The organism is Porphyromonas circumdentaria, from assembly GCF_900167105.1.
GTDB lineage: Bacteria > Bacteroidota > Bacteroidia > Bacteroidales > Porphyromonadaceae > Porphyromonas > Porphyromonas circumdentaria.
This window is the reverse complement of the sequence record NZ_FUXE01000018.1, coordinates 1-15,343: the sequence shown is the minus strand read 5'-3', so window position 1 is coordinate 15,343 and position 15,343 is coordinate 1. Positions and strand designations below refer to the sequence as shown.

The window sequence follows — 15,343 nt, the reverse complement described above, 5'->3', positions numbered from 1 at the left end:
TGCGTTGTGCAAGGAGGGTTCTTTTTATTTTTCCGTACAGTGGGTTTTACTGCACGGTAAGACGAGTCGGATAGATTACATCATACCGCCCATACCGCCACCCATGGCCGCAGCAGCTGCCGCACTCATATCGGGCTTATCTTCTTTTTTATCTGCGATAACGCACTCGGTAGTGAGGAACATGCCTGCAATAGAAGCAGCGTTTTCGAGGGCTACACGAGATACCTTGGTAGGATCGATTACGCCAGACTCATAGAGGTTTTCATACTTATCGATACGAGCATTGTAACCAAAGTCTCCCTTACCTTCGCGTACTTTTTGCACCACTACGGCACCCTCTTTTCCTGCGTTAGATACAATCTGACGGAGAGGTTCTTCGATGGCACGCTTAACGATATCGATACCAGTAGTTTCGTCTTCGTTCTCGCCCTTAAGCTTCTCGAGTACTTCGATAGCACGGATATAAGCAGTTCCTCCACCAGGTACTGTTCCCTCCTCGATAGCTGCACGGGTCGCGCTCAAAGCATCCTCTACGCGGTCTTTTTTCTCCTTCATTTCCACTTCGCTCGCTGCACCTACGTAGAGTACCGCTACACCGCCTGCGAGTTTTGCCAAACGTTCCTGGAGTTTTTCGCGGTCGTAGTCGCTTGTGGTATTTTCGATCTGTTTACGGATTTGTGCTACACGCTCCTCAAGCAAAGACTTGTCGCCCATACCGTTTACAATAGTTGTGTTGTCTTTGTCTACGGTAACTTTCTCTGCTTGTCCCAGCATTTCGATGGTTGCATTTTCGAGAGAGAGACCTGTCTCTTCGCTGATAACGGTAGCTCCCGTGAGGATCGCGATGTCTTGGAGCATAGCCTTACGACGGTCTCCAAAGCCAGGAGCCTTCACAGCACACACCTTAAGACCACCACGCAAACGGTTCACAACGAGCGTTGCAAGAGCTTCACTGTCGAGGTCTTCTGCGATGATGAGGAGAGGACGACCTGTTTGCAAGCTCTTTTCCAATAATGGGAGGATGTCTTTGATTACAGAGATCTTTTTGTCGTAAAGAAGGATATAGGGGTTATCCATCTGCGTTTCCATCTTCTCTGTATTGGTTACGAAGTAGGGAGAGATATAGCCACGGTCGAACTGCATACCTTCTACCACCTTAACACTGGTTTCGGTGCCCTTAGCTTCCTCTACTGTGATTACGCCTTCTTTCTTAACCTTGTCCATTGCCTCTGCTATGAGACGACCGATTTCCTCATCGCCGTTGGCAGAAATTTTAGCTACGTGCTCGATTTTTTTCAAATCATCTCCCACAGCTTGGCTCTGCTTAGCGAGGTCTTCCACTACTGTGGTAACTGCTTTGTCGATACCACGTTTGAGGTCCATAGGGTTGGCTCCAGCAGCAACGTTTTTAAGTCCTACACTGATGATGCTTTGCGCCAATACGGTAGCCGTAGTAGTACCATCGCCCGCATCGTCATTGGTTTTGGAGGCTACCTCACGTACCAACTGTGCTCCCATATTGCAGATAGGACAGTCGAGCTCTATTTCTTTGGCCACGCTCACACCATCTTTGGTAATATGAGGTGCGCCGTACGATTTGCCGATAATGACGTTACGACCCTTAGGTCCGAGAGTTACCTTTACGGCATTTGCCAATTCATCTACACCCTTCTTGAGCAACTCACGTGCTTCCACATCGAATTTTATTTCTTTAGCCATAGCTTTATATTCTTACGTATTTATATTCAATTAAAGATTTCTATCTCAACACCAACTTAGAGTATAGCCAACACGTCGCTTTCGCGCATGATGAGTACCTTATCTCCATCTATTTCTATTTCGGTACCCGCATACTTACCATAGAGTACGATATCTCCCTCTTTGAGTTCCATAGCTTGGTCTTTAGTGCCCTTACCTACGGCAATAACTTTACCCTTCAATGGTTTTTCTTTAGCGGTATCGGGGATGATGATACCTCCTTGAGACTTTTCTTCTGCAACGGCGGGTTTAATAACAACGCGGTCTGCGAGTGGTTTGATGTTCATAATCTTACTTTAATTCGTTATTTATATTCCTTTTTAATTGTCATACAAGTATGCCTCTGTTGCGATGTAAGAGCACACAACAAAGAGAATACAATTTATGTGCCAACAGCTCGAAACATTTAGTACGTGAGATATAATCGTGTTGCACTCCTTTTCCTGTGCAAGGTGGATAACTCTTCTGTCAATAAAGATAGAAAGTTGGGTGTCTTCGGAGCAGATGATGGAGGTTTATGCGGGACATTTTGTCCGAAGAAAGACTTTGGGTATGGTACACTTTTAAGAGCGTATATACCCTTTGTCATTGGGGGTAACGAGTGCAAAAAAGTTTACACAGAAGGTTTTGAAAGTTTGCACATAAGGGAACTCAAGTTTGCATAGGAGAAAACTCGAGTTTGCACAGGAGGGAATAAAAGCTTGCTAAAACAAACCTGCTTTTTAACGAAAGAAGAGGTGCATCTTTCGGCTCTTTTTCATGGCTCCCGTACGCAGCTCTACCGATAGAATCAGTAGCGTATGGGGTGCTCGGTATGGTAGTTCCCCCTTGCCATTGAGTAGGTTTCGGCACCAAAGGAGGAGTTGCTGTTGATCGTAGAGGGCTATTCTTTCGCCCGAGGTGTTGTACCAAAAGGCGGTTGCTCGGAATCCTTTTTCCCGTTCGTTACGTAACACAAAGCGTGCTACCTCTTGCGGAGTACGAGGTGTTTCTGAGTTTTTTTCGTTTTCGTTATAAAATTCTTCCTCCGCAGTATTATGCCTCCCTGGAGAACCATAGAACTGATCGCCTCGTACCCTATACCAGTTCGTCGGCTCTTCTGCAGGCTTTTCAAAAGAGATACGTGCCCAAGCCATACCTTGTAGCTCCTCCTGACGTTCTTTACCCTCGGGTGCGTAGATGACCTCTTCGAGACAAAGAGTATCTGCCAATCGCAGTAAAACGATTTGCCCCTTATGGTTCGGTAGGTTAGGAAAGCGAGATACCTCTATCAAACTATCAGTAGGAGTGGCAAAGTGCTCGATTAAATCTTTGCTCCATGGGGTAATGGCCTTGTATTGTCCAGAGGGTATTTGTGTATTCTTCCCTCTGATTGGGTAGATTTTTCCCAATCTACCCTCGTTGCGTAGGGCTATACCGTACAGGCTCAGATCGAGGGAAGTGTGCGAGGGATTAAAGAGTTCTATGTATTCGCTCCCTCCCAAACGGGGATAATACATAACCTCGCTTAGAAGAGGGTGTTCGTCGCCTTGAGGTTCCTCTATGGGAGTGGGCGGAGGAGATTCTTCTTCCAACGAGAAGATAAAGCTTTCCTCGGGCAGAGGATTACCCTCTATGGTGTAAAGTTCCGTTAGAGTAAGGCGATAGCGACCTGCTAAAAGAGGTTTTTCTAAATAGAGATGGAGCAAATCGCCCTCTTTGGCAGGGCGGATAGTGGCGTCATAAGGCTCTAAAGTAGCCCTCATTCGATGTGTGGCAAAGGTTCTTTTGCACTGTAAAGTAAGTCGTTGAGGGGCATAGCTGAGGTCATAAAAGAGACTCTGCTCCTCCTCTGGAGTGGGATCTTCTATAGATGAGGGACTTTCTGTATTTTTCCAGTTGAGTAATTGCCAAGCCTTAGCATTCCTTTGAGTATAACAAAAGTACACACCCCATTGAGAGGGTGCATCAATAGGTTTCAGGCTTTCCTCTTTGCTGAGCGAACCAATGCGGCGCATCTCTTTACGAAGCGAGTTGTAGGTATTGAGCCACAGCGTGCATTCCCCATTGGTACTCCAAGAAAGACGCCATGCAAGGTGGTTGGGTGTCGTATCGAAATTGTACAAAGGAGAATCGCTCAAAAGAGTTGAGAGTAGTGATAGAGAGCATTGCCCCTCTGCCTTCTTTGTCGTTCGCACCGTAACCCATTGTGTAACCTTATCTTTTCCCACCAACAAGGCTACATAGTCTTGGTGTACTCCTTCTGATGTAATTACTTGAGGGGTATAGGGAAAAAGTAGAAGGTAGAAGTAGTTGTACGAGGTAGGGGTAAAGTTAAAGGTTATTTCCCCCTGTAAAGATTGAGAAGGAGAGGGAGCGTAGGGATAGAAAAGCCATGCCCTATTGTTGCGTGCTTGAGGTGCTGAATCGGAGAGGGATAGCACCCCCTCTTGGAGTTGAAACTTATCTTTTGTACCCTCCCATAGTGGGGAAGAGAGCGGGGTTGTAGCCCAAGCATTGACCTCCTGTGCGTAAAACCGTCTTGGAGCGAGAAACCCAATAAGGAGGAGTATAATACTAAGCAAAGAGAGATACCCTCTGAGGGAAGAAAAGAACGAAAAGTTTTTCTTAACAGCAAACATGAAATAGCAATTAGCTTAAAGTGAGTACCTTTGTTCTCAAAGTTCTAATGACAGGACGAAGTTAAATGTTTTTAGTAAAAGAATAAATAAGATATGAGAATAGCCATTGTAGGAGTCTCTGGAGCAGTAGGAGGGGAGTTTATACGTCTTATAGAGGAGCGAGATTTTCCCGCAGACGAAATCCGCCTGTTTGGCTCTTCGCGCAGTGCTGGACGCACGTACACGATAAAGGGTAAAACTTGTGTCGTAGAGGAATTGTGTCATAACGATGCTTTCAAAGATATAGACATAGCTTTTGTTTCGGCAGGGGGAGATACCTCAAGAGAGTATGCCGCTACGATTACACGCCATGGTACATTGATGATTGATAACTCCTCGGCCTTTCGCATGGAGCAGGATGTACCACTCGTTGTGCCCGAGGTAAATCCCGAAGATGCCCTACACACGCCTCGTCATATCATCGCCAACCCCAACTGCTCTACCATACAGATGGTAGTTGCTCTTCATGCCTTGAATAAAATCACTCCGCTCAAAGAGGTGCACGTGGCGACCTACCAAGCGGCGAGTGGCGCAGGTAATCTCGCTATGGAAGAACTTCGCGAGCAGGTACGTTCGGCAGCGCAGGGAGCACCTCTTGAGGTACAGAAGTTTGCGCACCAACTCCTCTATAATGTAATCCCACATATCGACAAGTTCGATCAAGATGATTATACCAAAGAGGAACTTAAAATGCACCGCGAAACGCAGAAGATCATGCACAGTAATATATCGGTAAGTGCAACCTGTGTGCGCGTACCTGTATTGCGCGCTCATAGCGAAGCTATTTGGGTACGAGGGGAGCACCCTATTTCTCCCGAAGCGGCTCGTAAAGCCTTCGACGCGCAGGAGGGTATTGTTGTAATAGATGACCCCAAGGAATTGGAGTATCCGATGCCTCTCTTTGTGGCAGATAAAGACCCCGTATATGTGGGGCGCATCCGTAAGGATATAGCCAGCAACGGAGGTATTACATTTTGGTGTGTGGCAGATCAGATCCGTAAGGGGGCAGCCCTTAATGCCGTACAGATAGCCGAGTGGCTTATTGCGCATAATGGTATAACCAAAAGTTAAGAGGGAGAGAAACCATGAGTACACAAGAGTCGAACTATCTAACGCCCGAGGTATTGGAGTTTGCTACCGTGGCTGTGCCTTTCTGCGCTTTGCTTCACGAGGCCAAGCAGACGCAGCGTGCCGATTTCGTAGAGCGATTACTGAAAATTTTGCCGCTTCTTTATGTAAAATCTTCGTTACTCCCTGAGATTGAACTCTCTGACGAGTTGGAAGAACTCTTTGCGCTCCTCCCCGAGAGTGTGAGCGAGGAGGAGTACACCTATGTACAGCGAAGCATTGAAGATCTTTTGGATGGTGAAGATCTCTTTTTGGAAACACTTGCAGACGATATGCAGTATAGTGACGTACCGATGACAGCCCGCATATCGGAGTGCTTGGCAGATGTTTACCAACCTGTGGGTAATTTGGTGGGTATCTTAAGAGACGAGAATTTTGTCGCTTTACCCGCAGCTCTCTCCTTTACCCATACACAGTTTCAGGAGTATTGGGGCGATCGTCTTCTTGCCGCACTTCGTGCATTGCACCGTGTACACTACACACAAGAGGAAGAGACTATCCATAAAAATGCGACGACACTTACCGAAGAGGATTTCGAGGCTCATATCGATAAAATGTTTGACTAAAGATGAATTTACGTGCTTCTATATCAAAAGAGGAGATTGGGGCTATTGAGAGGATAGCGACTTTCCCAGGGAAGATACATTTAATAGAAGATGAAGAGACCGCTACCCTTGCCCTCAAAGCGTTGAGCGACGAAAGGGTCGTGGGGTTCGACACCGAGAGTAAACCCGTTTTCAAAAGAGATGGACAGGCAGAGGTCTCATTGATTCAAGTCTCTACACTTACCGATGCCTACCTCTTTCGTGTCAATAAAATAGGTTTTACACAGGAGTTGTGTGACTTTATAACCAATCCCGACGTCTATAAGATAGGGCTTAGTCTGCACGACGATTATAAGGTAATGCGTCGTAAGATGCAACTTAGCCCTCAAGGGTTCGTAGAGTTACAGAAATTGTGTCCAGGCTACGGGATTAAAGACTCGGGGTTGCAACGCATCTACGCGATACTTTTTAATGAGCGGATTAGTAAGTCGCAACGCGTTACCAACTGGGAAGCAAAGCATCTTACCGACAAACAAATGGGTTACGCGGCACTCGATGCCTATGCCTGCCTGCGTATTTACAACTTCCTCATGACACAGCCCCGCCCCCACCCCATAGCTTTTGCTCTTATTCAATGATCCATACCGAGATAGAGGCCATTGTTTAATAACAGCAAGCACTGTAGGAAACAATGGTCTTAATTTATGGATTAAATCGGCAGACTGGGAGATCTTCTTTTGAAAGATGCCTATCCCCTAAACTCTTGAGTTGCCGAAGCACATATCTATTTGACACACCTTTTTTAGTACCTTTGCTCACAAATTAGTGAGTTGTATGCAAGAAAAAATATTGATCCTTGATTTTGGTTCACAAACTACACAGCTTATTGGCCGTCGTATTCGTGACCTTAATACCTATTGTGAGATCGTTCCCTACAACAAACTTCCCGAGAACATCGAGGGGGTGCGTGGGGTAATACTTTCGGGCAGTCCTTATTCGGTCTATGATCCGAAAGCTTTTCGCATTACTCTTAGCGAGTTGCGTGGTCGCTTCCCTCTACTGGGTATTTGCTACGGAGCGCAAAGTCTGGTTTATCAGGCAGGCGGTAAGGTAGAGCCCTCAGAGACACGAGAGTATGGCTCTTCGCAATTGAACTTAGTAGTACCCGAGGACCCTCTTTTGAAAGGGCTCTCTCCGCAGAGTACCGTATGGATGTCTCACGGAGATACCATAACAGAGCTTCCCGCAGGATTCACTACTATTGCCTCTACCGATCAAGTTACTAATGCGGCATACCGTATCGAGGGAGAGCAAACGTGGGGAGTGCAGTTCCACCCCGAGGCATTCCACAGTGCAGAGGGGGTAAAGCTCTTGGACAATTTCATTAACATTGTGGGCATTGCAGGTAACTGGTCTCCCGATGCTTTCATAGAGCGTTCTGTGGTGGAGCTTCGTAAGCAGTTGGGCGAAGATAAGGTGCTTTTGGCCTTGAGTGGAGGTGTAGATAGTTCGGTAGTAGCAGTTTTGTTGCATCGTGCTATCGGCAGCAACCTCACTTGTATCTTTGTGGATCATGGTTTACTCCGTAAGGGCGAGGCAGAGCAAGTACTCGATGATTACCGTCATTTGGGTCTTAATGTAATTGGCGTGGATGCTCACGAACAGTTCTACACAGCCTTGCAGGGCATTTCAGACCCCGAGCAGAAACGTAAGATTATAGGTAAAGGCTTTATTGATGTATTCGAGGCAGAGGCCTCTAAGCTACAAGGCATCAAATGGCTCGGTCAGGGGACTATTTACCCCGATATTATCGAGTCTATCAATATAACTGGCATGGTCATCAAGAGCCATCATAACGTAGGAGGGCTTCCCGAGCGCATGAAGTTGCAACTGGTAGAACCTATCCGTACCCTCTTCAAAGATGAGGTGCGACGTGTAGGAAAGGCTCTCGGTATGCAGGCTCATTTGTTAGAACGCCATCCATTCCCTGGCCCTGGTTTGGGAATACGTATCCTCGGAGAAGTTACCCCCGAGAAGGTGCGCATTCTACAGGAAGCAGATCATATATATATGAGTGAGATGCGTAGGCAGGGACTATACAACTCTGTATGGCAGGCTGGGGCTATTCTTCTGCCCGTGAAGTCGGTAGGGGTAATGGGCGATGAGCGTACATATGAATATACAATAGCATTACGTGCTGTAAACAGTGTCGATGCTATGAGTGCCGACTGGACTCGTTTGCCCTATGAGTTTTTGGCCAAAGTATCTAATGAAATCATCAATAAGGTGCGCGGCGTAAACCGTGTAGTGTATGACATCTCTTCCAAACCACCCAGCACGATAGAATGGGAGTGATAGAGCATTCGTATCGATAGATTGTTGTGTCTTTACATAGAATATAATCCCCAAAGTACAGTTCACCCAATGGAGAGACAAATCCGTTGGGTGTCTTGTGCTTTTTAGTCTATACTTTTCTCAAATCATTACTGTCGGTTATCAAGCATAGGATGCCGACCAAAAGCAAAGAACTATTATGTCTACTTACCAACCAGAAGACTCGCGTAAGGTAACCACGCATCGATTGCTCGAAATGAAAGGGCGTGGCGAAAAGATAGCAATGCTTACCGCTTATGACTACACTATGGCAAAGTTGGTCGATAGTGCTGGTATGGATGTTATTTTGGTGGGCGATTCGGCCTCTAACGTTATGGCGGGTAATATCACCACACTACCCATTACGTTGGATCAAATGATTTATCACGGCAAATCGGTCGTAAAAGCAGTGCAAAGAGCTTTGGTCGTAGTAGACCTTCCCTTCGGCTCTTATCAAGGTAACCCTATGCTCGCCCTTGACTCGGCTATAAAGGTGATGAAGATAACCCATGCCGATGCTATAAAAGTAGAGGGAGGCCGTGAGATACGAGAGTCGGTAGAACGCATTCTTTCGGCAGGTATCCCTGTTATGGGACACTTGGGACTTACGCCTCAATCCATAAACAAATTCGGCTCCTATAACGTGCGAGCTCGAGAGGAGGAAGAGGCTAACAAGTTGGTACGCGATGCTCATCTTCTGGAAGAACTGGGCTGTTTTGCCATTGTATTAGAGAAAATCCCCGCTACGCTTGCGGCAAGAGTAGCACAAGAGCTTACTATACCAGTTATTGGTATCGGAGCTGGAGGAGCTGTGGACGGACAAGTACTCGTATTGCACGATATGGTAGGACTTAACGAGGGCTTTCGTCCCCGTTTTTTACGCCTTTATGCCGAATTGGGAGAATTGATGCGTCAAGCTTTTACCCAGTATATCAGTGATGTAAAAGCGCAAGACTTTCCCAATTTAGAAGAGCAGTATTAGCCTTTATCTATTGATGAATAGACTTTTAGTCCTAAAGAGCCCTGTCGTTTCTCCTCCATTTTGAGAGAACCCGCTTTTACCTTATATTTGTTTTTCGTAGCGTTTTGCCTGTTTTGCAGTAAATGGAAATAAGGGAGGCATTGGAGTCTTTTTTGAATGCAGATGTTTGAGCCGAAGATTACTATAGAACAGTTATACGAACTCTTTCTCGCAGCGGGAAGTGTTACTACAGATAGTCGTAATTTCCAGCCTCGAGCTCTCTTCTTTGCGCTAAAAGGAGAGCGGTTCGATGGTAATCAATTTGCCCTGCAAGTGCTGAAAGAGGGTTGTAGTTATGCCGTTGTAGACGACCCAGAGATAGCGAGGTTGGATAAGCACTGTCTGTGGGTTGAAAATGTGCTACAAACCCTTTCCGATTTAGCTCGATATCATAGGAGAGCTTTGGGCTTGCCGTTACTCGCTATTACAGGTACCAACGGAAAGACTACTACCAAGGAGTTGGTTGCTACCGTATTGCGCCAACATTATAATGTAGGAGCTACAGAGGGTAATTTGAATAATCATATTGGAGTACCTCTCACGTTACTGCGCTTGCAACGAGCGCATCAAATAGCAGTTGTCGAGATGGGGGCTTCTCACAGAGGCGATATCAAACAGCTTACGGATATAGCCGAGCCAGACTATGCTCTTATAACCAATATCGGAAGAGCTCACTTAGAGGGCTTCGGTTCTTATGAAGGAGTTGTACAGACGAAGAGCGAGCTTTATGATTATGTCCGTGCACATGGAGGTAAAGTTTTCTTGCATAGCGATGATGCTATATTACCAAAAGCTGCAGATGGGATACCCTCGGTTACCTACGGTACAGATGTCGAAGCTCAAGTAAGGGGTAACTTGATGCCTCATCTCGGAGGCTATTTCCTCGCCTTTCGTCTGTTTTACGAAGACTTGACGTATGATGTACATACGCATCTTGTGGGCGATTATAATCTGCCGAATGCTCTCTCTGCCGTTGCTGCAGGTCTCACTTTCGGCATCCCCATAGAGGATATTGTTAAAGCCTTAGAGGCATATCGCCCTACGAACAATAGATCTCAATTCATACCCTCTACCACAAGAGATAATGAGCTTATAGTAGATGCCTATAATGCGAATCCAACGAGTATGCGCATAGCGGTAGATAACTTTGCTTCGCTCGCTTCCTCTCGCCCCAAAGTTATGATACTGGGCGATATGTACGAATTAGGGTCTGCCTCAGAAGAGGAGCACCGAAACATTGCCGAGTATGTCTCTCAGCTTTCTGGCGTGGAAACCATTTATCTGGTAGGTAGAGCTTTTTACGCCCTTCATAAAGAGATAAAAGCTCCGCACTTGTATTACTTTTCGTCTCGGGACGAGCTCCTAAAGACTCTTTCTTCTACCCCTTTTCATGGGCAACTTATACTCCTAAAAGCATCGAACAGTATGCGTTTTAGTTCTTTAGTGGAGTTATGTTAGATCAATCGTTAGTTCAGAAGCAGAAACAGTCTCTAACCACACAGCAGATACAGCAGTTCTTGTTGTTGGAGATCCCCTGTGTGGAACTGGCAGATCGCATTCAAGAAGAACTTGCCACTAACCCTGCTTTGGAGGTAGACCCGCATAGCCCCGAATTATCCTCTGAACAAGAGGGCGCAGAGATAGGAGCAGAGCAGGTCGAGTATACGGCTCCAGAGGAGGAGCTCTACACCTCTTCGACAGAGAACAACGATTTTTCGACCGATGATTATGCTTCGGAAGATGATATTCCCGAGTATAAACTGCGTTTGATACAGGAGGTTGAGGAGCAACGAGAGGAGATCCCGTTTGCTGGAGATACAAATACTTTGTCCGATTACTTGCGGGAGCAGTTCATCACCCTTCCTCTTACTCCCGAGGAGCGTACTGTGGCCGAGTACATCGTAGGCAATCTTACCGACGATGGTTACTTCAAACTAAACTTCAGAGATATAGAGGATGACCTTCTTTTCAATGAGAATATCACCGTCTCGCACGAAACCATAGAGCAAGTTTTACACAAGATACAGTCGTTAGAACCTGCTGGAGTGGCGGCGAAAGATTTGCAGGAGTGCTTGTCGTTGCAGTTGCTTCGCCTCAAAGAGCAGTATAAAGAAGAGGAAGAGCAACTACACCGCATCTCCTTGGCAACAGAGATTGTGGAGCATCACTTCGAAACCCTTGCCAATAGACGCTATAAGAGTATCATGCAGGCACTATCCCTTTCGGAAGATGAGTTTGCTTCGGTGCAGCATTTGATACGCTCTTTGACTCCCCGTCCTGCTAATGGATTTGGTAGTGCTGTGGAGGCTGCTGCTGCTCGCATTACGCCCGACTTCACGGTACATCTCAGGGACGAAAAATTGCTCTTGTGGCTAAACGATCCTCCTGGCATACCCTCTCTGCGTATTTCACCCGAATACAGAGTCTTGAGCGAGAGACCTTCTGCGCAAAAGATTAAAGAGGAACGTCCCGAAGAAAAGGCTGCGAGAGACTTTGCACGTCAAAGAGTGCAGGAGGCTTCGTGGTTCATCGGAGCTATTACCCGCCGTCGGAGTACGCTACTCTCTGTAATGCAAATTATTGTGGAACTGCAAGAACCCTTTTTCCGCCTTGGGGATGTAGCCCTATTACGCCCTATGGGACTGAAAGACGTGGCCGAACGCGCAGGTTACGACATAAGTACGGTAAGCAGAATTACCTCTCGTAAGTATGTGCAGAGCGACTATGGTATCTACTCGTTGAAATACTTTTTTAGCGAGGGGACGGTGCGTGAGGAGGGAGATGCTGTCTCTACCCGTCAGACCAAAGCTTTAATCCAATCTTTAATAGAACAGGAAGATAAACGTAGACCCCTGTCGGATGCTCAAATAGAAACAATGCTTGCCGAGAGAGGTTTGACCGTGGCTCGGCGTACCGTAGCCAAGTACCGAGAACAGTTAAATATACCGATAGCTCGACTTCGTCGGGAGCTATAACTATAAAAGAACACCACACATAAACCAAAACAATGAAACATCTGAATAAATCTATCCTCCTTTATGGAGACTTATCCCCTTTGAGAAGGGCCTTTGCATCAGTGCTTTTTCTCCTTTTGCTCTCAATGCCTGCTCTATCGCAGATTATGGTGCGGGGGCGTGCCATCGATAGTATTTCGGGAGAGCCTTTGGTAGGAGCCTCTATTTTTCTTACCAAACACAGAGATATTGGTGCAGTAGCCGACCTCGATGGGAACTTCAAACTGACCATCCCTGCCTATTATGCCAAGAATTTGCGCCAGACACTATCGGCCTCCATGGTAGGATATCGCACGGGAACAATCCGTTTAGAACAAACTAAGGTTAAGAATGGATACTATTGGCAGTTCAATCTGCGAGGAGCAGAGTTGCAGACAGTGGTCGTTTCTCCCAAAAAGAAACGTTATAGAAAAAAGGGCAATCCTGCCGTTGCCATTATGGAACGGGCTATTGCCAATAAGGAAAAGAATAGAGTAGAGTCACAGAAAAACTTTAGTTATCAGGTCTATCGCAGGCAAATCATCGGTCTTACCGACTCTCTTCATAAACCCTTTAGTTCGCTTTTTGGTATCGATAAGAAGCGTTGGGAGTCGTGGAGCGACAGCTCTGGCTTTGCAGGGCTGAAAGTACGCCCTTTTTCTATCCGAGAGCGACACTCTGTACGAGCCAATATAGGGGGCGTAGAACAGGACGAACTGATTATAGGGCGTCGCTACCAAGGTATAGAGGAGGCAATAGAGGGGCCTCAGATAATGCTCAATTTGGAGGAACTAATGCCCGAAATCAACCTTTACAACAACGATTTGGGGCTTTTTCTCAACAGCTTTCCAGGACCGATGAGTAGTCTTTTCTCGACCTCTTTTTACAAATACTACTTATTGGATACAGTCATGCTCAATGATAGACCCTCTTTTCAGATAGGTGTAGTGCCCTTTAGCATACACAGTATTGGGTTCAAGGGTACTCTTTGGATAGATACTGCTTCGTATGCTTTGGCTAAGGCGCACCTTGAACTGCCGAAAGAGGCCAATGTGGATTGGGTACAGGGATGTTATCTAACTGCCGAATATGCTCCGCATGTATTAGGATCGGACACACTTTGGTTACCCAAAAGACAAGACCTGCACACTCTTTTATCTCCGACCCCTTTGATAAAACAGAACGCAGAGTTTTACCAAAGTTTTGTATACACCCACTATAAACGGGGAGAGGAAGCTCTTGATAGTTTAGCACTCGACCCTCGTAAGGCCCTATCGTCTGAGGTGCGAAAGGAGATTGATAAACCTCGACGTACCTCGTTCGGCATCGTAACCCGTCCAGAGCCATTGCCTCCGCTGGGTGAGGGTACACTTGCCATGATGGAGTATGTGCATAAAGACCCTATATACCTCACGCTAGCTAAAGGGGCACAATTGCTCTCAAGAGGCTTTTTGGGATTGCCTTTGAACAGGCTGAAAAGAGAGGATTATTACGCCGAATTGGGCCCCTTGGAATCTGTTATAGCATGGAATACCTTAGAGGGAGTGCGCTTACGATTGGGGGGAGTTACCTCGGCACGTTTAAGTCCTCATTTCTTTGGGCAGGGCTATGTAGGCTACGGTTTGGGCGATGAGAGGTGGAAGTACTACGCTCGCCTTATTTATACACCTGTCGAAAAAGATACGCATGAAAATGAATATCCGCGCAAGAATATAGCTCTAACGGTACAAAACGACCTCTTCGTACCAGGTTATGAAGAGGAGGCACTCTACAAAGACGGCTTGGGAACTCTCTTGGGCACTATGAACATACGTGAACGTTATTACGAACAGAGTGCTTCTCTCTCGTTTCTTGCCGACCTTAGCAAGACTTGGGGAATAAGTCTTTGGGGCAATGTGTACCGTAGGACCTCTGCGGGAGATTTGCATTACTACCGTATAAACCACGAGGGAGATCGTATAGAAGTACCCTCTTTGCAGCGTACTACTATCGGGGCATCTGTAACCTTTACCCCAGGTAAAGAGCCGATAGATAATCGTCGTCCTAAACAAGCGATGAACTTTAAGCGTTTTCACCCGACCATTAGCCTTAGAGCTACTTACCTCCCCGATGGAGTGTTGGGCAATAATGGGCACAAGGGGGCTGTTGCGCTCTCTTTTTATAATCGGTTTTATCTCTCGCTTTTTGGTTATGTAGATGCCTCAGTCTTAGGTGGATTGTCCTTAGGAAAGGTAGACGAAGCAGACTTCTATACTCCTGGTATCAATGCTAGTTGGGTACTCTCTCGTAAGAACTTCCAGTTGATGCGTCCTTTGGAGTTTGTTGCCGACAAGTATTTGGAGTTCAATTTCTTCTACAGGATGAGAGGGCTTGTCTTGAACCGAATACCGCTAATCAATCGTTTAGGCTTGCGAGAGGTGTTTTCGCTTCATGGTTATTGGGGAGATGTATCTCGTGAGAGGACGAAGCATAGAGAAGGAGAGTTTGTGTATCCGATAACTGTGAGCCCTATGCACAATCATCTTTATTTAGAGGGTAGTGCAGGAGTAGAGGGTATCTTCAATATATTTGCGGTACACTATTTTCACCGTTTTACCCCCAGTATTCTCTCCGATACTCCTATGTGGGGCATACGTATCGGTATGGGCATGTCTTTCTAAAGACAGATATACTGCAGTGAGAATCATACTTACTGCGGTATAAAACCTGTACCAAGATAGTGCCCGAACCATTGCCCTGTTCCCCTTTATGCTCCTCTACAAAAAGAGCACGTTCTTGCTTGGAGAAGGTGTTCAATAACACTCGAATAATCTCGTTAATTCCTGACTCTGATGATAGCATTTCCGAAATAAATGCCGACTTTTG

At 46.3% G+C, this 15,343-nt stretch carries 11 protein-coding genes and 1 pseudogene; 8 read left to right on the top strand and 4 right to left on the bottom strand.

The window, feature by feature from the left end; genetic code table 11:
* Nucleotides 1-75: 75 nt before the first annotated feature.
* The 3 genes from groL to B5D06_RS07655 all read right to left on the bottom strand — a co-directional run bounded on the left by groL (nucleotide 76) and on the right by B5D06_RS07655 (nucleotide 4,322).
* Nucleotides 76-1,719 carry a chaperonin GroEL gene (gene groL, locus B5D06_RS07670; RefSeq protein WP_078737419.1) on the bottom strand — a complete coding sequence of 548 codons (1,644 nt, stop codon included), beginning with the start codon at nucleotides 1,717-1,719 and terminating at the stop codon, nucleotides 76-78.
* Nucleotides 1,720-1,775: 56 nt separating this feature from the next.
* Nucleotides 1,776-2,045, bottom strand: a complete 270-nt coding sequence (locus tag B5D06_RS07665) for a co-chaperone GroES (RefSeq protein ID WP_078737418.1) — start codon at nucleotides 2,043-2,045, stop codon at nucleotides 1,776-1,778.
* Nucleotides 2,046-2,480: 435 nt separating this feature from the next.
* On the bottom strand, nucleotides 2,481-4,322 hold the full coding sequence (locus tag B5D06_RS07655) for a hypothetical protein (RefSeq protein WP_159442705.1): 1,842 nt from the start codon (nucleotides 4,320-4,322) through the stop codon (nucleotides 2,481-2,483).
* Between the two features lie 150 nt (nucleotides 4,323-4,472).
* On the opposite strand from B5D06_RS07655, the gene B5D06_RS07650 reads away from it, so the two are divergent.
* The 8 genes from B5D06_RS07650 to B5D06_RS07615 all read left to right on the top strand — a co-directional run bounded on the left by B5D06_RS07650 (nucleotide 4,473) and on the right by B5D06_RS07615 (nucleotide 15,138).
* Nucleotides 4,473-5,489 (top strand): aspartate-semialdehyde dehydrogenase, encoded by a 1,017-nt coding sequence (locus tag B5D06_RS07650; protein ID WP_078737415.1) that lies wholly within the window; start codon nucleotides 4,473-4,475, stop codon nucleotides 5,487-5,489.
* A 14-nt stretch (nucleotides 5,490-5,503) separates the two neighbouring features.
* Complete coding sequence (locus B5D06_RS07645) at nucleotides 5,504-6,112, top strand: DUF5063 domain-containing protein (RefSeq protein ID WP_078737414.1); 609 nt, start codon at nucleotides 5,504-5,506, stop codon at nucleotides 6,110-6,112.
* Nucleotides 6,113-6,114: 2 nt separating this feature from the next.
* A complete protein-coding gene (locus tag B5D06_RS07640) occupies nucleotides 6,115-6,729 on the top strand; it encodes a 3'-5' exonuclease (RefSeq protein ID WP_078737413.1) in 615 nt (204 codons plus the stop codon).
* A 196-nt stretch (nucleotides 6,730-6,925) separates the two neighbouring features.
* Nucleotides 6,926-8,446, top strand: a complete 1,521-nt coding sequence (gene guaA / locus B5D06_RS07635; protein ID WP_078737412.1) for a glutamine-hydrolyzing GMP synthase — start codon at nucleotides 6,926-6,928, stop codon at nucleotides 8,444-8,446.
* A 178-nt stretch (nucleotides 8,447-8,624) separates the two neighbouring features.
* Nucleotides 8,625-9,446 carry a 3-methyl-2-oxobutanoate hydroxymethyltransferase gene (panB, locus tag B5D06_RS07630; RefSeq protein ID WP_078737411.1) on the top strand — a complete coding sequence of 274 codons (822 nt, stop codon included), beginning with the start codon at nucleotides 8,625-8,627 and terminating at the stop codon, nucleotides 9,444-9,446.
* Nucleotides 9,447-9,623: 177 nt separating this feature from the next.
* A complete protein-coding gene (locus B5D06_RS07625) occupies nucleotides 9,624-10,943 on the top strand; it encodes a UDP-N-acetylmuramoyl-tripeptide--D-alanyl-D-alanine ligase (protein ID WP_078737431.1) in 1,320 nt (439 codons plus the stop codon).
* Nucleotides 10,937-12,460 carry an RNA polymerase factor sigma-54 gene (rpoN, locus tag B5D06_RS07620; RefSeq protein ID WP_078737410.1) on the top strand — a complete coding sequence of 508 codons (1,524 nt, stop codon included), beginning with the start codon at nucleotides 10,937-10,939 and terminating at the stop codon, nucleotides 12,458-12,460. Before B5D06_RS07625 ends, rpoN begins: the two co-directional genes overlap by 7 nt.
* Before the next feature lie 32 nt (nucleotides 12,461-12,492).
* A complete protein-coding gene (locus tag B5D06_RS07615; RefSeq protein ID WP_078737409.1) occupies nucleotides 12,493-15,138 on the top strand; it encodes a DUF5686 family protein in 2,646 nt (881 codons plus the stop codon).
* Between the two features lie 67 nt (nucleotides 15,139-15,205).
* On the opposite strand, the pseudogene B5D06_RS09195 reads toward B5D06_RS07615, so the two are convergent.
* Nucleotides 15,206-15,343, bottom strand: a pseudogene (locus B5D06_RS09195) (IS256 family transposase); the annotation flags it as partial.

Coding starts and splice junctions, on each gene's coding strand:
- guaA (WP_078737412.1), top strand. CDS start 6,926: ATGCAAGAAAAAATATTGATCCTTGATTTTGGTTCACAAACTACACAG.
- B5D06_RS07665 (WP_078737418.1), bottom strand. CDS start 2,045: ATGAACATCAAACCACTCGCAGACCGCGTTGTTATTAAACCCGCCGTT.
- B5D06_RS07650 (WP_078737415.1), top strand. CDS start 4,473: ATGAGAATAGCCATTGTAGGAGTCTCTGGAGCAGTAGGAGGGGAGTTT.
- B5D06_RS07640 (WP_078737413.1), top strand. CDS start 6,115: ATGAATTTACGTGCTTCTATATCAAAAGAGGAGATTGGGGCTATTGAG.
- B5D06_RS07645 (WP_078737414.1), top strand. CDS start 5,504: ATGAGTACACAAGAGTCGAACTATCTAACGCCCGAGGTATTGGAGTTT.
- groL (WP_078737419.1), bottom strand. CDS start 1,719: ATGGCTAAAGAAATAAAATTCGATGTGGAAGCACGTGAGTTGCTCAAG.
- panB (WP_078737411.1), top strand. CDS start 8,625: ATGTCTACTTACCAACCAGAAGACTCGCGTAAGGTAACCACGCATCGA.
- rpoN (WP_078737410.1), top strand. CDS start 10,937: ATGTTAGATCAATCGTTAGTTCAGAAGCAGAAACAGTCTCTAACCACA.
- B5D06_RS07615 (WP_078737409.1), top strand. CDS start 12,493: ATGAAACATCTGAATAAATCTATCCTCCTTTATGGAGACTTATCCCCT.